Origin of the sequence: Streptomyces griseorubiginosus (assembly GCF_017614965.1) — a bacterium.
Taxonomy (GTDB): domain Bacteria; phylum Actinomycetota; class Actinomycetes; order Streptomycetales; family Streptomycetaceae; genus Streptomyces; species Streptomyces griseorubiginosus_B.
On the sequence record NZ_WVUG01000008.1, the window covers coordinates 49,126 to 67,177 of the forward strand.

Here is an 18,052-nt window from a genome sequence, read left to right on the forward strand (position 1 = left end):
GGACACCGTGCTGCTGACCGAACTGCTGCACCCCGGCATCCTCGAAGCACTGGCCGGAGCAGGGCACGGCGCCCGAGTCCTGCTCGCCGACGGCCACTACCCCGCCAGCACCGCCGTCGGCGAACGAGCCAGAACCGTCCACCTCAACCTGGCACCCGGCACCCTCGACGTCACCACCGTCCTGGACGTGCTGCTGCGCGCCCTGCCCGTGGAGTCGGCGCGGGTGATGGTGCCGCCCGAGGGCGAGCCGGAGCCGCCGGCCATCGCCGAGTACCGCTCGCGACTGGCACCGGTCCCCGTCGACACCCTCGGCCGTTTCGCGTTCTACGACGCCGCCCGCTCCCCCGACCTGGCCCTCGCCGTCGTCACCGGCGACACCCGTACCTACGCCAACCTGCTGCTGACCATCGGCGTCCGCGCGGAAGGGACCCTGACCCCACGATGACTCTCGCCGTCCGCTACACCTCCGCCCGCACCCTGGACACCGCGCCCGCCGCCGGCTCCGAGCCCGGCCCCGGCGAGGTGGAACTCGCCCCCGCCTACGTCGGCATCTGCGGCACCGACCTGCACATCTTCCACGGTGACATGGACGCCCGAGTGGCCACGCCCGCCGTACTGGGACACGAGATGGCGGGCAGGATCGTCCGCGTCGGACCCGGCGTCGAGGGCTGGCGGCCCGGGGACGCGGTGACCGTGATGCCGCTGCGCTGGGACGGCACCTGCCCGGCCTGCCGCGCCGGCCACCAGCACATCTGCCAGCACCTGGACTTCATCGGCATCGACTCCCCCGGCGCCATGCAGCAGCGCTGGACGGTGCCCGCCTCCACCCTCATACGGCTGCCCGCCACCCTTCCGCTGGACCGGGCCGCGCTCGTCGAACCGACCGCGGTCGCGGTGCACGACGTGGGCCGGGCTGCGGTGAAGAGCGGCGAGAAGGTCGTCGTGGTCGGCGGCGGACCCGTCGGCATCCTCATCGCCCTGGTCGCCCGCGCCTCCGGCGCCGAGGTACGCGTGGTCGAACTCAACGCCCACCGCAGGCTGCTGGCCGAGGAGTTGGGCCTGAGCACCTGGGACCCGGCCGCCGCCGACATCACCGAACTCGTCCGGCAGTGGACGGGTGAGGCGGGAGCGGACGTCGCCTTCGAGGTCTCCGGCGCGGCGGGCGGTGTGGACACGGCCGTCGACGCCCTCGGCGTGCGGGGCCGGTTGTGCCTGGTCGCCATCCACCCAAGGCCCCGCGAGATCAACCTGCACCGCTTCTTCTGGCGCGAACTCACCCTCGTGGGCGCGCGGTTGTACGACCGCGGCGACTTCGAGCGGGCCGTCGACCTGGTCGCCGACGGCACCATCCCCGCTCAGCGCCTCATCACCAAGATCGTTCCGATGACCGAGGCACCGGCCGCCTTCGAGGCGCTGGAGAGCGGCGGAGACGTGATGAAGATCCTCGTGGACTGCACCGACGAGGCCCAGGGAGCCGCCGTATGAGCATCTTCGACCTCACCGGGAAGCTCGCCGTCGTCACCGGAGCCCGACGCGGCATCGGCCGCGCGATGGCCCGCGCGCTCGCCCAGGCCGGTGCGGATGTGATCGGTGTCAGCGCCAACCTGGAAGAGTCCGGGAGCCAGGTGGAGAAGGACGTCGTCGCCGCCGGGCGTTCGTTCGAGGCGATCCGCACCGACTTCGCCGACCCCGCGGCCGTACGCGCCCTGGGCGAGAACCTCGCCGGACGCGAACGCCGGGTGGACATCCTCATCAACAACGCCGGCACCATCCGCCGCACTCCCGCAGCCCAACACAGCGACGCGGACTGGGAGTTGGTCCTGCAGGTCGACCTCACCGCGCAGTTCGCGCTCACCCGGGCCGTGGGCGCCGCGATGGTGGAGCGTGGACACGGGAAGGTCGTCTTCACCGCCTCCCTGCTCAGCTACCAGGGCGGCATCACCGTCCCCGGCTACACCGCCGCCAAGCACGGCATCGCCGGTCTCACCAAGGCACTGGCCAACGAATGGGCGCCGCACGGCGTCAACGTCAACGCCATCGCCCCCGGCTACATCGCCACCGACAACACCCAGGCCCTCCAGGACGACCCGTCCCGCAGCAAGGCCATCCTGGAGCGCATCCCCGCCGGACGCTGGGGCCGCGCCGACGACCTCGCCGGCGCCACCGTCTTCCTCGCCTCCCCCGCCGCCGACTACATCCACGGCACGATCCTGCCCGTCGACGGCGGATGGCTCGGACGTTGACCACCGACCTGGCCGCTGTACTGGCGGGGTCGCGTCTCCTGCCCGTGCTCACCGTCCCGTCCGTCGCGAGTGCCGGCCCCCTGGCCGAGGCGCTCGCGGCGGGCGGCGCCCGCTGTGCGGAGGTCACCTTCCGCACACCCGACGCCGAACAGGTCGTCAAGGCGATGGCGGCGCACGGCGCGCTGACCGTCGGCGCCGGGACCGTGCTCGGCGCGGAGCAGGCGGAACGGGCCGTGGCGGCCGGGGCCCGGTTCCTCGTCTCGCCCGGTCTCGACGAGGAAGTCATCGCCAAGGCAGGCGAGTTGGGGGTACCGGTCGCACCGGGTGTGGCGACGGCGACCGAGTTGATGCGCGCGTTGCGGGCGGGCCTCGACACGGTCAAGCTGTTCCCCGCCGAACCGCTCGGCGGCACCGCGATGCTCCGCGCCCTGGCCGCCCCCTTCCCGCAGGCGCGCTTCGTCCCGACCGGCGGCATCGGGCCCGACCAGCTGTCCGCCTACCTCGGCCACCCGTCGGTCCTCGCCGTGGGCGGCAGCTGGATCGCCACGCCCGGCCATCTCGGACGCGGCGCGTACGACGAGATCCGCCGGTTGACCGCCGAGGCAGTGGAGAGGACGGCACCGTGACCGATGTGATCGCCCTGGGCGAGGTGATGCTGCGGTTCGACCCCGGTGAGGGCCGGATCCGTACCGCCCGCAGCTTCCAGGTCTGGGAGGGCGGCGGCGAGTACAACGTCGTACGCGGACTGCGCCGCTGCTTCGGACTGCGCACCGCCGTGGTCACCGCCCTCGTCGACAACGCAGTCGGCCGACTCGTGGAGGACCTGATCCTCCAGGGCGGCGTCGACACCTCGCACCTTCGCTGGGTGGCGGCGGACGGCATGGGGCGCACGGCCCGCAACGGCCTGAACTTCGTCGAGCGTGGCTTCGGCGTCCGCGGGGCGCTGGGTGTCAGCGACCGCGCGAACACCGCCGTCTCCCACCTGCGCAAGGGAGACATCGACTGGGACGCGGTGTTCTCGGCCGGGGTGCGATGGTTCCACACGGGCGGGATCTTCGCAGGACTGTCGGACACCACCGTCGACGTCGCCGACGAGGCCATGGCGGCCGCCCGTCGGCACGGTGTCACCGTCTCCTACGACCCCAACTTCCGGCCCAGTCTGTGGGACGGCCGGGGTGGCGCCGAACGGGCCCGCGAGACCGACCTGCGCCTGGCCCGGCACGCCGACGTCGTCGTGGGTGCCCTCGGACTCGCGGGCCCGCATCCGGGCGCCGTGCGGTTGACCCACGACGAGGTACCCGACGCGCTCGCCTCGGTCGCGACCCTGTTGCCGCAGGCGAGAGTGCTGGCGACGACGCTGCGCGAAGTGCCCTCGGCCGGGGTCAACGACTGGTCCGCGCTCGCCTGGTCACCCGAGACCGGTCTGGTCAGCGGCCCTAACATGCCCGGTCTGCACGTCCTGGACCGGATCGGCTCCGGTGACGCCTTCGCCGCGGGCCTCATCTACGGGCTGCTCACCGGTGCCGGCCTGGAACGCGCCCTCGCCTACGGCACCGCCCACGGCGCCCTGGCCATGACCACGCCCGGTGACGTCTCGATGGCCACCCTCGCCGAGGTCGAGGCCCTCCTCGCTGGCGTCACGGCTCACGTCCGACGCTGAACGACCCCGTCAGGAGCACCCCTTGCGCCACCGTAAGATCCCCAACACCGCCGTCGAGGTCACCGAACTCGGCTTCGGCGCCTCCGTCATCGGCAACCTCTACCGCACCACCACCGCCGAGGACGCCGCCGCCGCCCTCGACACCGCCTGGGACGCGGGCATCCGCTACTACGACACCGCGCCGCACTACGGCCTCGGCCTCTCCGAACGCCGACTCGGCGCCGCCCTGCGCGACCGGCCCCGTGAGCAGTACGTCATCTCCTCCAAGGTCGGCCGCCTCCTCGTCCCCAACGACCACCCGGCAGGCGTCGACACCGAGGGCTTCGTCGTCCGCGACGACCTGCGCCGCCAATGGGACTTCAGCCGCGACGGCGTGCTGCGCTCCCTCGAGGAGACGCTGGAGCGCACCGGACTGGACCGCCTCGACATCGTCTACCTCCACGACCCCGACGACCACTGGCCCCAGGCCGCCGACGAAGCCATGCCCGCCCTCGCCGAACTGCGCGACCAGGGTGTGATCGGAGCCATCGGCGCCGGCATGAACCAGTCCGCCATGCTCGCCCGCTTCCTGCGCGAGACCGCCGCCGACCTGGTGATGCTCGCCGGGCGTTACACCCTCCTCGACCAGTCCGCCCTCGACGACGTCCTGCCCGCCGCGTCGGAACACGGCAAGAGCGTCGTCGCCGTCGGCGTCTTCAACTCCGGCCTGCTCTCCGGCGACCGCCCCACCGAAGGCATGAAGTACGACTACCAGGCCGCGTCGCCCGAGCTCGTCGACCGTGCGCGCGCCATCGCCGACGTGTGCGAGGCCCACGGCACCACCCTGCCCGCCGCCGCCATCGCCTTCCCCCTCACGCATCCCAGCGTCATCAACGTCACGCTCGGCATGCGCGACCCCGGACAGGTCCGGCGCAACGCGCGGCTGCACCACCAGCGGATTGCCCAGGAACTCTGGTACGACCTGCGTGACCAAGGGCTCCTCCGCCCCGAGACCCTTTTCGCGGCCGGCGGGAGGAGTTGACCGTGTCCCTGACCGACAAGGCGATCACCCAGATCCGCCAACTCATCGCCTCCGGGGCTCTGCCTCCGGGCGCGAAGCTGCCTCCGGAGCCCGAGCTGGCCGCCCAGCTCGGGCTCTCCCGCAACCTCGCGCGCGAGGCGGTGAAGGCGTTGTCCATGGCGCGCGTGCTGGAGATCAGGCGGGGCGACGGCACGTACGTCACCAGCCTGCAGCCGAGCCTGCTGCTCGAGGGCCTCGGCGGAGCGGTGGAACTGCTGCAGGGCGACCCCGGTGCGGTACTGGACCTCATGGAGGTGCGGCGGCTGCTCGAACCCGCCGCCACCGCCCTGGCCGTCGCCCGGCTGACGGACGTCGGGCTGGCGGAGGTGAAGCGGCATCTGGACGCCATGCGCGAGGCGCGCGACGACGTCGAACGCCTCAACGCGCACGATGTGGCGTTCCACCGCGCCATCGTGGACGTCACCGGCAACGAAACGCTGATCACCCTGCTGGAGGGCATCTCGGGCCGCACCCTGCGCGCCCGGATCTGGCGTGGTCTGGTGGACACCCGCGCGGCGGCCCGGACGCTCGCGGAGCACGAGGCGATCTACGCCGCCCTGGCCGCACATGATGCCGTGCTGTGCCATGCCGCGGCCCTGGTGCACGTCAACAACACCGAGCAGTGGCTGCGGCAGCACCTGGAGTCCACGGAGGCAGTGTCGATGACGGGATCAGACGAGTGAGACGAAGGCGTCCGCGCCGCCGCGACGGAGAGCGAGGTGATGCCCGGACGGTTCTCCGTCCGGGCATCACCTCGGTTCGCCGCCTTCACGCCCGTGTCACTGGGCGGTGAAGGTCCACAGGAGGTTGGTGCTGCTGCCGTAGCCCCACTGCTTGGTGACCGACCCGGAGGCCACGTTCCCGCCGCCGTCCAGGACGAGGCCGGTGGCCCGGTTGGCGATGGTGCACATGCCCTCACCGCGGTGCGTGACCGTCCACTGCTGGTTGTTGCTGCCGCTCCACGCCGCCTGCCGGGCCGCGGAACCGTTGGACGTGGCGCCCCAGCCGTCGGCGACCATGCCGTTGGTCCGGTTGACCAGCTTGTAGTAGCCGCCGCCGACCTCGACGAGCTGCCACTGGAGGTTGGGGCTGCCGTCCCATGTGTACTGCTTCAGGTTGGACCCCGACGCGACGTTCCCGCCGCTGTCCAGGGCCAGGCCGTCGGTGACGTTGGTGATGCGGAAGTAGGTGGCCGGATTGAACTGCACCTTCAGGGAGGTGATCTGGTCGTTCTGGCCGGTTACCCGCAGGTCGGGGTTGTCGGCGGTGAAGGTCCAGGACGTGCCGGTGAAGTTGTCGCCGCTGTAGGCGATGATCTGGTTCCCGGCCGCCAGCTTCAGGGAGGAGATGCTCTGGGCGTCCAGCCCGGCCAGCTGCAGCTGGTCGGCCGTGTAGGTGCCGGGGTCGAGCACCGCGTGGTTCGCGGAGTAGTTGACGTCCTGGTAGACCACGGCACCCACCGCCGGCTTCAGCGGGGGGATCGGGCCGGAGAAGCTGAGTTTGAGGACGTAGGCGCCCGCGGAGTACGGCGCCGAGGAAGGCAGCGTCACGGTCAGCCCGGAGGAGTCCTGCGTCGGGGCGGCCAGGTTGATGTAGGTGCCGGCCGTCGAGTCGAGCAGCTTCACCGAGGTGAGCGAGGAGAGGCTGATGCGGTCCGAGCTCAGGGTCTTGATCTTCAGTGAACTGCCGGGCCAGGCGAGGACGGTGGCGTACAGCACCGTGTTGCCCTTGCTGCGGGTGAAGCGGATGTCCTGTGCGGTGCCGACGAGCGGGGCGGTGAACGAGCCTCCGCCCATCCGGGTGGGGCCCTCGCCGTACTGCGTCCAGGCTCGGGTCCCGTACACCGACTCCCCGAAGCGCTTGAGGTAGTCGCCGATGCCGAGCAGAACGTCCTTCTGCCCCTGAGGAATCGTGCCGTCGGCCATCGGCGCGATGTTCAGCAGCATGTTGCCGTTCTTGCTGACCCGGTCGATCAGGGAGTGCAGCATCTGCTGGATGCTGTAGTAGCCGATGCCCTGGGTGTAGCACCAGCTGGAGCTGGAGATGCTGTCGTCGGTGAGCCAGTAGGGCGCGGTCCGGTCGGCGGGGCCGCCGCGCTCGTAGTCGAAGACCTCGCCGTGGCCGTTGAAGCCGTCCTTGTAGGTGGCGACGACCTCTTTGCCCCAGGAGTTGGCCTGGTTGTAGTAGTACGACAGGAAGTTCAGGCGCTGCGTCTCGTCGACCTTGTCGAGGTCGAAGTCCTGCCAGAGGATGTCCGGTTGGGCCCGGTCGACGACCTCCTTGAGCTTGTCGTACCAGAGTTGGTTCTCCGCGGTGGAACCCAGTTGGCCGTAGAGCTTCTTCAGGCTGGGGTCGGTCTGGGCGGGCACGTGGTCGTAGTAGCCGTTGAAGTGGTAGGCGTGGTGCATCGCCACCAGCAGTTTGAGGTTCTTGGCGCGGATCGCCGTGGTGAACAGCTTCAGCAGGTCGAGCTTGGGGCCCTTGGCGACCGAGTTCCACTCGTTGACCTGCGAGTCCCACATGGAGTACCCGTCGTGGTGCTCCGCGACCGGCCCCGCGAACCTCGCCCCGGCGTCGACGAACAGCTGCGCCCACTCGTCGGGGTCGAAGTTGCCTCCGGCCGACTTGAGTTTGGGTGCGAACTGGGTGAAGTTGCCTGCCTTGTCGTTCGCTCCGTTGATGAAGTCGTGGTATGGCCACACCGAGGGGTCGCCGTAGGTCGCGATGTGGTGTGTGTTGGCGTTGCTCCCGCCGATGTACATGTTGCGCGGGTACCACTCGCTGTCGTAGGCGGGGACGCTGAAGACGCCCCAGTGGAAGTAGATCCCGAACTTGGCGTCCTGGAACCACTCCGGAGCGGGCGGGTGCTGGTTCACCGAATTCCACGTGGCTGTGTAGGTGCTGGGAGCGGCCTGCGCACTGCCGGCGCCGAACACTCCCCCTGCGACGGCTGCCGCGGCCACACAGGTGGCACCGGCCAGGAACTGACGTCTGTTGATCGAACTGGGCATGGGGCATCCCTGTGACGGACGGAAGCAGACGGAAGAGGTGCGACCGGCGCGACGCCCACCGTCCGCTGCGCCGGTTGTTACGGAAGAAGGTCCGCCATGTGTCCTCACCATGTCAACGGGCGTGCAGGGATGAAAACAGCTTCTCACCTGCGATTTTCTCCCGAAAAAGCACCTTTGAAAGGATATGCCCACCGGCAAACATACAATGTCTGGGGCCTCCGGGGTCACGCCACCGGCGCCGCGCGAGGCCCCGTCAGGCGGAGCCACACGGCGTCGGCGGAGCCCCACGACCTCCCCGGTATCATCAGCGCCACACCTGACGCGCCGCCGCGGTCACCGGCGTACCGGACCGCAGGACGCACTCACGGAAGGAGCTCACGTTGTCCCTGACAGACAGGGCCATCGGGCAGATCCGTGAGCTCATCCGCTCCGGCGCACTGCCGCCGGGCGCGAAGCTTCCCCCGGAGCCGGAGCTCGCCGCACAGCTCGGCCTCTCCCGCAACCTCGCCCGCGAGGCCGTCAAGGCACTGGCCGTGGCCCGGGTCCTCGAGGTACGGCGCGGCGACGGCACGTACGTGACCAGCCTCCAGCCCAGCCTGCTGCTGGAGGGACTCGGCGGTGCGGTGGAACTGCTGCAGAGCGACACGGGTGCGCTGCTGGATCTCATGGAGGTCCGCCGGCTGCTCGAACCACTCGCCACCGGACTGGCCGCCGCCAGGATCACCGATGAGCAACTGGCGGAGGTGAAGGGCCACTTGGACGCGATGCGGGAGGCGAGCGACGACGTCGAGCGGCTCAACGCCCACGACGCGGCCTTCCACCGCGCCGTCGTGGCCGCCACCGGCAACGAAAGCCTGCTGACCCTGCTCGAAGGCATCTCGGGTCGCACCCTGCGCGCCCGCATCTGGCGGGGCCAGCTGGACGACCAGTCCTCCGGGCGGACCCTCGCCGAACACGAGGCGATCTACAAGGCCCTCCTCACCCGCGACGCCGCGGTGAGCCAGGCAGCGGCCCTGCTCCACGTCAGCAACACCGAGCACTGGCTGCGAGAACACCTGCGTGCGGCCGGTTCCACACAGGAGAACGGGACGCCGGAGAAGCAGGAGAAGCAGGGCTGACGGTCCGCCCGCCCGTGAAGGCGACGTTCCCTGTGCAGTATTTTGCTCGTTTGGAGGTCATAAGATACCCAATCACGCACGGTTGTTTCATGGAGATGCGCACATCGCGGCGCACTCCAGTGACAGAGAGTTGTGAGACATGGCGGCACCGCAGGCCCGCTGGAACGCACTGCTCGAGATGCTGACCCGCGACGGGCGGATCGAAGTCGAGGCAGCTGCCGAGGAGTTGCAGGTCTCCGCCGCGACGATCAGGCGCGACCTCGACGAGCTGGCGCGCCAGCAGATGGTCACCCGCACGCACGGCGGAGCCGTGATCAACGCGATCGCCTACGACTTGCCGCTGCGCTACAAGGCCGCGCGCAATGCTCCGGAGAAGGAGCGGATCGCGCACGCGGCCGCCGGGCTGGTGAAGGCCGGCGCCGTGGTGGGGTTGAACGGCGGCACCACGACCACCGAGGTGGCGCGGGCGCTGGCCACCCGCGCCGACCTGAGTTCCGGCGGTGCGGAGACGGCGGTCACCGTGGTGACCAACGCGCTGAACATCGCCAATGAGTTGGTCGTACGCCGCCACGTGAAGCTCGTGGTGACCGGCGGGGTGGCCCGGCCGGCGTCCTATGAGTTGATCGGGCCGCTGGCCACCGAACTGCTCGCGGAGATCGCGCTGGATCAGGTCTTCATCGGGGTGGATGCCATCGACGTGGCCCACGGGGCGACCGCCCACCACGAGGGTGAGGCCAGCATCAACCGGGCGCTGGCCCGCCGGGCGCAGCAGGTCGTCGCGGTCGCCGACGCCTCCAAGCTGGACCGGCGGGCCTTCGCCCGCATCTGTCCGGTGGAGGACATCGACGTCCTGGTGACCGACAAGGCCGCCTCGGACGAGCTGACCGAGTCGTTCACGGCGGCCGGCGTCGAGGTCATCCGCGCCTGACACCACGGGCGCGATCGTGACCAGCGCGGTGGCTCACCGACGCGCGCTCCCGGGACGACGTCACCCGGACGACGGTGGGCACCGGCACGCCTTCGGTGCGGCCACCGCACACCCACAACCAGGCATCAAGAAGGGCTCCCGCATTCGCGTCTCATCCACGCGTTCGACCCCACCGCACAAGCCGTTCCCTCAGGAGGACGAAGAGGAAGCCCGGTCCGGTGACAACCGAGTGGCCAGGGCCCCGCACGGGCAGCACTCGGACGATCCCGCACCGCTTTCGACCACCACGGAGCCCGCTCGTGAGCGATGTTGTCTTCACAGCCGACTTCACCTCGGAACGCCAGTGGGTCGCGGGGCGTTCCTGGGCCTATCCCGACGGTGGCCCGACCAACCCTGGCGACAACAAGCTGGACTACCTCACGTCGGACCCGGCCTACTCCCGCACGGGAACGTTCCGCGCCACCCGCCGAACCGACGGCTGGTGGAACACCGGTCTGCTCACCACCGAGGGAAGCGAGGAAGGCTTCACCGTGCGCACCGGCGACCAGCTCAGGGCCAGGGTCTGTCTGCCCACCGGGCTGGGTGCGTGGCCGGCGATCTGGACCTGGCGGGACGGAGGCAACGAGGTCGACGTCTTCGAGTACCACCCCGACAACCCCGACCTCCTGGAACTCTCCAACCACGTCCGGCAAGGGCAGAAGTATCTCCGAAGTCCGGCGGTGCGTCCCGGCGCGACCATCGAACTGCAGGTCACGTTCGGTCGCCGGGATGTGGTGTGGTCGCTCGACGGGACGCAGGTCTTCGCCGACGGACGGGGCGTGGGCGCTCGCTGGCACGCCTACCTGATCGTCAACCTCTCTGTCTGCGCGGGCCGTTACCATCCGCCTCCCGACCCGACAGCGACCGAACTGTCCTTCCGCGTCGAGACCCTCACCGTGCACCGCCCCTCGATGCCCTCGGTGCCGCACCCGGCAGTCCCGGACGCCCGTAGCCAGTGGGAGGCAGGTGCCGAGTCCTGATCAGCGATCGACGTCGGCTCCGCAGGGCAGGGCGTGCGTGGCGGCCGCACGTGTCCCGGCCCCGGGCGTGGGCACCCGGTGGGCATGGAGATGCCGACCTCACCCTTGATCGACCGTTCGCTGCCAGCTCTCGCCAAGGGCTACACGTGGCTGCCCGGCCTGCTGCGCGACCGCCCCGACGGCGTGACCCGCACCCGGGTCATGGGCAAACCCGCGCTTGTCCTACGAGGACCCGAAGCGGTGCGGTTCTTCTACGACGAGGACAATGTGCGTCGCGGCGGCGCGCTGCCGGAGCCTGTGCTGAGCACCTTGTTCGGCCACGACGCCGTCCACACCCTCGACGGCGACGCCCACCGGGCCCGCAAGGAACTCTTCCTGCCGCTGCTCCACCCCGACCGGATCGCCGGCCTTGCCGAACATGTGACCGCCGCGTGGGACGAGGCCGTACGTGAATGGAGCGGGGCCGAACAGACCGTGCTGTTCGACGCCGCGAGCGTGGTGCTCACGCGCGGCGTGTTCCGCTGGGCGGGCGTTCCGCTCGACGAGGGCACCACGCAAGACACGGAACATCTCGCGCGCGACCTCGTCGCCATGGTCGACGGCTTCGCCACCGCAGGGCCCCGGCACTGGCGGGCGCGGCGGGCACGGACCAGGCAGGAGCAGCGGTTCGCCCGCCTGGTCGACGACGTGCGCTCCGGCACGGTCACCGCCCCTGACGGGTCAGTGCTCGCCGCGGTGTGCGAGCACCATGAGGCCGACGGCGAGCCCCTGCACCCGCACACGGCCGCCGTCGAGCTCCTGAACGTCATCCGCCCCACCGTCGCCGTCTGCTGGTTCATCGCCTACACGGCGCACGCGCTGCACCTGCAGCCGAACCAGCGCGAACGGCTGCGTGGCGGCGACACCGCCTACACCGCCGCGTTCGTGCACGAGGTGCGCCGCTTCTACCCGTTCGTGCCCTACCTCGGCGGCCTCGCCGTCCGTGACCTGGCCTGGCGGGACGTCTCGGTACCGGCCGGCGGGATGGTGCTGCTCGATGTCTTCGGCCAGAACCACGACGAGAAGTTGTGGAGCGACCCGTACGTCTTCCGCCCGGAGCGGTTCCTCGAGCACCCGGTCGAGCGTGACGAACTGATCCCACAGGGCGGTGGCGAGCCGCGCAGCGGTCACCGCTGCCCCGGGGAGGGCCTTACCATCGGCCTGCTCGAAGCGCTCGCGCTCCGCCTGGCCGATCTTGAATTCACCGTCCCGGACCAGGACCTGAGGATCTCCCTGCGGCGCATCCCGGCGCGCGTGCGCAGTGGCTTCGTGGTACAGGACGTGCGGGTGCCGAGCGCGCACACGCTGACGACCGTGTGACACCTGGCGTTTTTCTCCGTTCGGTGCCCGGCGGTACGCGAAGACGGCCGCTCTCACGTCATTCCGTCGGCTGCTCGGGGTCCTTGCCGGTTCCGGGTTCCGCCATCCGCCGGTGCGCCGCGGCCTTGACCCCGTCGGGCAGCACCTTCCCCGCCAGTTCCTGCGCCTTCGTCTTCAGCGAGCCCGCCACGGTCTTCTTCTCGCCCTCAACGATCGCCTCGAACGCCTGCTCGGCCACCGTGGCGGGATCGTCCTTCTTCATGGTGCCGATCCGGGTGTCGTCCGCCATGCCCGCCCTGCGGAAGAAGTCCGTGTCCGTGGGGCCCGGCATGAACGAGGTGACCGTCACACCGGTGTCCTTCACCTCCTCCGCCAACGCCTGGGCGAAGGACTGCACGAACGACTTGGACGCGTTGTACACCGGCTGGAAGGCACCGGGCATCGTCGACGCGACGGACGAGGTGAACGCGATCCGTCCCGCGCCGCGCTTCACCATGGCCCGAAGCAGTGGCTTGGCCAGCCGCACGGTGGCGGTGACGTTGAGATCGATGACCTCCTGGTCGTCGGTGAGATCGGTGTCCACGAACGCGCCGCCCTGGCCGACCCCCGCATTGAGGACGACGACGTCCAGCGTCAGCCCGTCCAGCGCGTCCAGCAGCAGGTACCGGCCCTCGGCGGCCCTCAGATCGGCGCGCACCGCGCGGACTTCCGCGCCCGTCTCCCGCAGAGCCCGCGCTGCGGAATCCAGCCGTTCGTCTTCGGCGTTCACCACGAGGTCGTAGCCGTGCAGCGCGAACTGTCGTGCCAGTTCGAGGCCGATTCCGCTGGATGCGCCCGTGACCAGGGCAAGGGGTCGTATGTCAGTCATACGGGCCGAGTAACCCACTCGACCGGTGGCAACCAGATCGGCCAGGCCTCTCCCCTGCTGGCTTTCAGACATGTGATGGAGAACAATGCTCATTCCTTCCGTACCATCGCTACAACACAGCTGTGCGGCAGCAACCACGCGAATCACGCGTCACCAGGCCGTGCAGCGTGTGCATGGGACACCGCACATGCTGCACGCCTGCCGATCGGCGGCCGAGGCAACCGGGAAAAGGAGTGAGGACCATGTCCGAAACCAACGCTGTGACAACCGAGTTGACGACACAGTACGGAGCACAGGTAGCCGGCGACCTGGAGCGCAACCTCAAGGAACAAACCCGTGTCCGCGAGGAAATCGAGGCACTTCAGGAGCAGTTGGCCGCCCTCCAGCACGACCACACAATCCTGGTGAATGTCCGGCAGGCTCTCGGACTTCCCAGCGCCCCCGCACAATCGGAGCCCGAAACAGCCCCAGCAGTGCCCGCGCCCCGCAAGAGGGCACCCGCGCCCGCATCACGCCCGGGCAAGCAGAGGCGGACCGACAAGTCAGCCGGCAAGTCGGCCGCGCCGGCCGGCAAGCAGGCCCGTAAGCGGAGCACCGCCGCCTCGTCGGCCGGGCCGCGGGCCGTGCCCAAACTCGTCGACCTGGTCCGCGACCACCTGGCCGCCCAGCACGAGCCTCGCTCCGCCGCCGAGATCTCCACCGAACTCGAACAGCAGCACCCCGACCGGGAGATCAAGACCAAGATCGTGCGCCTCACCCTCGAAGGACTCGTGGCCAAGAACCAGGCACAGCGCACCAAGCAGGGCCGCTCGGTCTTCTACGCCACACCCGAGGCCACCCAGCCCGACCCGAAGGACGAAGCCGAGTCGGAACAGCCTGTCTGACGACTCCGTGGAGCTTCAGCTCCCCCGCATGTCTGCGTGCCGCTGCCCGGACCGGCGGGTCCGGGCAGCGGGGTGTCGTTCATGGGTCAGGGCGTCAGCTGCCAGCGGGCGATGTACCCGACGTCGATGGATGCCCGGTCCTGCACGCGCAGCTTCCAGGTCCCGTTGAGCGGCTGCGCGGAGGCGTCGACGGTGAAGGTCTGGTCGACGTTGTCCGCGGAGCCGCCGCTGCGGTTGAGCAGGGAGTAGACGGTGCCGCTGGGGCCGACCAGGTCGACGGTCAGGTCACCGCGGTAGGTGTGGACGATGTTGACGTAGACGGAGGTGGTCGCGGAGGCGTTGCCTTCGCGGCCGGTGATGGTCACCGGTGACTCCACGGCGGGTCCGTTGTCCGGGATGTCCACGCGGGTGGAGTTGGCGTAGACGTAGGCGATCCGCCAGCTGAAGGTCTTCGAGACGGACGCACCCGTGCTGTCGGTGACCTTGACGGTGACGTCGCCGGTGCCGAGGGTGGTCGGCGTGCCGGTGATGAGACCGCTGGGGCTGATGCTCAGGCCGTCGGGCAGCCCGGTGGCCTCATAGGTCAGAGCGGCTCCGGAGTTGGTGGTGTAGGCGTCCAGTTGGAGGCTGACCGCCTGGCCGATACCGCTGGTCTGGTCGGCGATCGGGGCGAGGTTGACTCCGAGGGCGATGCGGTTGCCGACGTTGATCGCCGCCCAGGCGTCGGCGACGGCGAGGTAGGTCGGGCTGTAGGCGCCGTAGAGGTCGGCGGCGGCTGACAGGGTGGCGGTGCGGGCGCCGGCGTAGTCGGTGGTCGAGGTCATGTATGTCGTCAGGGCGCGGTACCAGATGGCGGCGGCGTTCTGGATGCCGATGCCTGTGACCGGCTGACCGTCGTAGGTCGGACTGTCGTAGGAGACGCCGTTGACGGTCTTGGCGCCGCTGCCTTCGGAGAGCAGGTAGAAGAAGTGGTTGGCGGGGCCCGAGGAGTAGTGGACGTCCAGGCCGCCGAGGGAGGGGCTCCAACTGTCGGCGGAGGCCCCGTCCTTGGAGGGCTTGTCCATGTACCGCAGCGGGGTGCCGTCGCCGTTGATGTCGATCTTCTCGCCGACCAGGTAGTCGGCGGGATCGGCCGGGAGGTTCTCGTAGAACTCCACGGCGGCGGCGAAGATGTCGGAGGTCGCCTCGTTGAGGCCGCCGGACTCACCCGAGTAGTTCAGGCCCGCGGTGGCCGCGGTGACACCGTGGCTCATCTCGTGGGCCGCGACGTCCAGCGCGGTCAGCGGGTGGGTGTTGCCCTCTCCGTCGCCGTACGTCATGCAGAAGCAGGAGTCCTGCCAGAAAGCGTTGACGTAGTTGTTTCCGTAGTGGGCGCGGCTGTAGGCGGCGACACCGTCGTTGCGGATCCCGTTGCGGCCGTACGTGTTCTTGTAGTAGTCCCAGGTGGCCGCGGCACCGAACGCCACGTCGACGCCCGCGGTCTGACGGTTCGTCGGCAGGCCGTCGCCCCAGACATCGTTGTCGTCCGTGAAGAGGGTGCCGGTGCCCGACGTGCCCTGGTTGAGGTCGTACGTCTTGTGCCCCGCGCGATCGGGGTCGGTGAGCTGGTACGTCGATCCCGACTGGGTCGTGCCCAGCGGGACCGTGCCGACGTACTCGCCGGTGCCGGTACCGGTGTCCACCTTCTCGTCGGCCAGGAGCTGTTTTCCGGTGGTGGCGTCGGTGACGACCTGCAACTCGCTGGGGGTGCCGTCCCGTTGCACGCCGGTGACGACGCTCTCCCAGGCCAGGACGGGCTTTCCGGAGCCCGCCCAGATCACCAGGCGCGGCTCGTGCTCGATCTTCGAGCCCTTGACCCGGGCGTGCTCGGAGGCCGTCTCGGCCTTGTCGGCGGCGACGGCCGAACGGATCCTCGGGCTGAGCGAGGGCACGGTGAGGGCCGCCCGGCTCGCCTTGGTGACCGTGATACGACCGCTGTTGTCGTGCACGACGAGATCGCCGCCGAGGACGGGCAGGCCGGCGTAGGTGCGCTCGTAACGGGTGTGCGTGGTGCCGTCGGCGTCCTTGATGACGTCCTTGACGCGAAGCTTCTCCTTGGCGCCGAGGCCTATGTGCCGTGCCGTGTCGGCTGCCGCGGACCGGGCGGTCTTCAGCAGAGCGGCGCGGCGGGCGGGCGTCAGGGATGCCGGCAGGGCACCGGCGCGGGGCTTGGCGGTGATCCTCGCGGGGCCCGGGTCCGCCGGGGCGGCGGTGGCGAGGCCGGGGAGGGCCAGGGCGAGCAGGGACCCCAGGGAGGTGAGAGCGAGGGCGGCGCGTTTACGCCGAGCAAAGCTCCGGTCTTGCAGGGACAACGGGTTCTCCTTCGATATGACGGCCCGTGGTGGACCGCGGGCGGCACGGAGCGGCAGAGGACGCCGGTCTGGAGGCTGCACGGCATGCGGGTGGAAGGAGGTGGGGGGTGGAAGGGGTGCTGCGGGTTCACCGCGTGGTGAATCTGTCAAGGAACGGTGAACTTCCCGCAGAAGGCTGACACCGCAGACCCGATACTGTCATGCGCCGGTCAAGCAAACGGCTGGAAATGGTCATGGAGATCTGGCAAATCGGAAGGGACGACGCCGGTTTTCAGCCGCGCGCCCCGCGTGCCGCTACGGCGAGGACGGGCACCCGAGGCCAGACCGGACCGTCGGACCGGCGCCCGGCAGTGTCGATACGACCGCCTCGGCGGAGGCGGGCGGGGTTTCGTCGTCGACGACATTGTGTTGCAATGCCCATGCCATGCTGACAGGCCGAGGGGGGCTCATGGCACGCGGAGTGCGCACTGTCGTGTTCCTTGTACTGGTGCTGGTCACGGCGGTGTTGTCGCCACACCAGGCCGAATCGGATACCGGATCACCAACCCGATTACAGGCCTCCGGGTCCATGCGGGTGTGCCCGAACCCTGCCCCCGGCCACGTCTCGTGTCTCGCGTTCGTCCGGACGAGGGCGGCGGGCGGGGCCACGACAGCGCGGACGGCGGCCGCCGAGGACACGCCCTTCGGCTACGGCCCGGCCGATCTGCAGAACGCCTACAAGCTGCCCTCGGCCACGGCCGGCGCGGGCCGAACGGTGGCGGTGGTCGACGCCTACGACGACCCCAACGCCGCCGAGGACCTCTCCGCCTATCGCGCCCAGTACGGGCTCCCGCCGTGCACCGAGGCGTCCGGCTGCTTCACCAAGGTCGACCAACGAGGCGGTGACGGTTTCCCCGAGGCCGACGACGAGTGGGCCATGGAGATCTCCCTCGACCTGGACATGGTCTCTGCCGCCTGCCCCAACTGCCGCATCCTGCTGGTGGAGTCGGACAGCAACAGCATCGAGGACCTCGGTGCGGCCGTGAACATGGCCGTCGACAAGGGCGCGGGATATGTGTCCAACAGCTACGGCGGCGGCGAGGACCAGAGCGAACTCGCCGACGACACCGCGTACTTCCGCCACCCCGGCGTCGTGGTGACCGCCGCCGCCGGCGACGACGACTACGGCACCGAATACCCCGCTGCCTCGCCCTTCGTGACGGCGGTCGGCGGCACCACACTCCTGCGGGACTCCAGCAGCCGAGGCTGGTCCGAAACCGTCTGGGGCGACTTCCTCAACTGGACCGGCGGCACCGGCTCGGGCTGCTCCAGCCAGGAGCCCAAGCCCTCCTGGCAGTCCGACCCCGGCTGTCCACGCCGGATGCTGAACGACGTCTCCGCTGTCGCCGACCCCGACAACGGCGTCGCCATCTACGACAGCTACCAGGACGACCCCTCCGGCAACTGGTTCGTGGCCGGAGGCACAAGCGCCTCCTCGCCGCTGGTCGCCGCCGCCTACGCGCTGGCCGGCCCCCCGCGCCCCGGCTCCCTGCCCGCCTCCTACCCCTACGC

General features: G+C 70.0%; 16 protein-coding genes. 13 read left to right on the plus strand and 3 right to left on the minus strand.

Annotation, left to right across the window (positions count from 1 at the left end; genetic code table 11):
* The first annotated feature begins 7 nt into the window (after positions 1-7).
* The 7 genes from GRC12_RS02945 to GRC12_RS02975 are packed head-to-tail and all read left to right on the plus strand — an operon-like array spanning position 8 to position 5,646.
* Positions 8-445: an RbsD/FucU family protein gene (locus tag GRC12_RS02945; RefSeq protein ID WP_208777045.1), complete on the plus strand. Its 438-nt coding sequence runs from the start codon at positions 8-10 to the stop codon at positions 443-445.
* Entirely contained in the window at positions 442-1,485 is a 1,044-nt protein-coding gene (locus GRC12_RS02950) for a zinc-dependent alcohol dehydrogenase (RefSeq protein WP_208777046.1), read from the plus strand. Before GRC12_RS02945 ends, GRC12_RS02950 begins: the two co-directional genes overlap by 4 nt.
* Positions 1,482-2,243 (plus strand): SDR family oxidoreductase, encoded by a 762-nt coding sequence (locus GRC12_RS02955; RefSeq protein WP_208777047.1) that lies wholly within the window; start codon positions 1,482-1,484, stop codon positions 2,241-2,243. Before GRC12_RS02950 ends, GRC12_RS02955 begins: the two co-directional genes overlap by 4 nt.
* Positions 2,240-2,869 (plus strand): bifunctional 4-hydroxy-2-oxoglutarate aldolase/2-dehydro-3-deoxy-phosphogluconate aldolase, encoded by a 630-nt coding sequence (locus tag GRC12_RS02960; RefSeq protein ID WP_244371946.1) that lies wholly within the window; start codon positions 2,240-2,242, stop codon positions 2,867-2,869. The genes GRC12_RS02955 and GRC12_RS02960 overlap by 4 nt, the downstream gene beginning before the upstream one ends.
* Positions 2,866-3,903 carry a sugar kinase gene (locus GRC12_RS02965; RefSeq protein WP_208777049.1) on the plus strand — a complete coding sequence of 346 codons (1,038 nt, stop codon included), beginning with the start codon at positions 2,866-2,868 and terminating at the stop codon, positions 3,901-3,903. The genes GRC12_RS02960 and GRC12_RS02965 overlap by 4 nt, the downstream gene beginning before the upstream one ends.
* Before the next feature lie 22 nt (positions 3,904-3,925).
* Positions 3,926-4,924, plus strand: a complete 999-nt coding sequence (locus GRC12_RS02970) for an aldo/keto reductase (protein WP_208777050.1) — start codon at positions 3,926-3,928, stop codon at positions 4,922-4,924.
* Positions 4,925-4,926: 2 nt separating this feature from the next.
* On the plus strand, positions 4,927-5,646 hold the full coding sequence (locus tag GRC12_RS02975) for a FadR/GntR family transcriptional regulator (protein WP_208777052.1): 720 nt from the start codon (positions 4,927-4,929) through the stop codon (positions 5,644-5,646).
* 96 nt (positions 5,647-5,742) lie between these two features.
* Here the strand turns inward: GRC12_RS02975 and GRC12_RS02980 are convergent, their stop codons facing one another.
* Complete coding sequence (locus tag GRC12_RS02980) at positions 5,743-7,974, minus strand: alpha-L-fucosidase (protein WP_208777054.1); 2,232 nt, start codon at positions 7,972-7,974, stop codon at positions 5,743-5,745.
* A gap of 380 nt (positions 7,975-8,354) precedes the next feature.
* On the opposite strand from GRC12_RS02980, the gene GRC12_RS02985 reads away from it, so the two are divergent.
* From GRC12_RS02985 to GRC12_RS03000, 4 genes are all read left to right on the plus strand, one after another.
* Entirely contained in the window at positions 8,355-9,092 is a 738-nt protein-coding gene (locus tag GRC12_RS02985; RefSeq protein WP_208777056.1) for a FadR/GntR family transcriptional regulator, read from the plus strand.
* 139 nt (positions 9,093-9,231) lie between these two features.
* Positions 9,232-10,020: a DeoR/GlpR family DNA-binding transcription regulator gene (locus GRC12_RS02990; RefSeq protein ID WP_208777059.1), complete on the plus strand. Its 789-nt coding sequence runs from the start codon at positions 9,232-9,234 to the stop codon at positions 10,018-10,020.
* A gap of 299 nt (positions 10,021-10,319) precedes the next feature.
* Entirely contained in the window at positions 10,320-11,039 is a 720-nt protein-coding gene (locus GRC12_RS02995) for a beta-glucanase (RefSeq protein ID WP_308286462.1), read from the plus strand.
* A gap of 84 nt (positions 11,040-11,123) precedes the next feature.
* Positions 11,124-12,398, plus strand: a complete 1,275-nt coding sequence (locus tag GRC12_RS03000; protein WP_208777061.1) for a cytochrome P450 — start codon at positions 11,124-11,126, stop codon at positions 12,396-12,398.
* Between the two features lie 58 nt (positions 12,399-12,456).
* Here the strand turns inward: GRC12_RS03000 and GRC12_RS03005 are convergent, their stop codons facing one another.
* The gene (locus tag GRC12_RS03005) at positions 12,457-13,266 is read right to left on the minus strand and encodes an SDR family NAD(P)-dependent oxidoreductase (protein WP_208777064.1); all 810 of its coding nucleotides are present in this window, start codon (positions 13,264-13,266) and stop codon (positions 12,457-12,459) included.
* Positions 13,267-13,508: 242 nt separating this feature from the next.
* On the opposite strand from GRC12_RS03005, the gene GRC12_RS03010 reads away from it, so the two are divergent.
* The gene (locus GRC12_RS03010) at positions 13,509-14,150 is read left to right on the plus strand and encodes a hypothetical protein (protein ID WP_208777066.1); all 642 of its coding nucleotides are present in this window, start codon (positions 13,509-13,511) and stop codon (positions 14,148-14,150) included.
* Between the two features lie 86 nt (positions 14,151-14,236).
* Here the strand turns inward: GRC12_RS03010 and GRC12_RS03015 are convergent, their stop codons facing one another.
* Positions 14,237-16,501 carry a M4 family metallopeptidase gene (locus GRC12_RS03015; protein ID WP_208777068.1) on the minus strand — a complete coding sequence of 755 codons (2,265 nt, stop codon included), beginning with the start codon at positions 16,499-16,501 and terminating at the stop codon, positions 14,237-14,239.
* A gap of 574 nt (positions 16,502-17,075) precedes the next feature.
* On the opposite strand from GRC12_RS03015, the gene GRC12_RS03020 reads away from it, so the two are divergent.
* Positions 17,076-18,052, plus strand: a 977-nt coding sequence (locus GRC12_RS03020) for a S53 family peptidase (RefSeq protein ID WP_308286463.1), incomplete at its 3' end; no start/stop codon positions are given.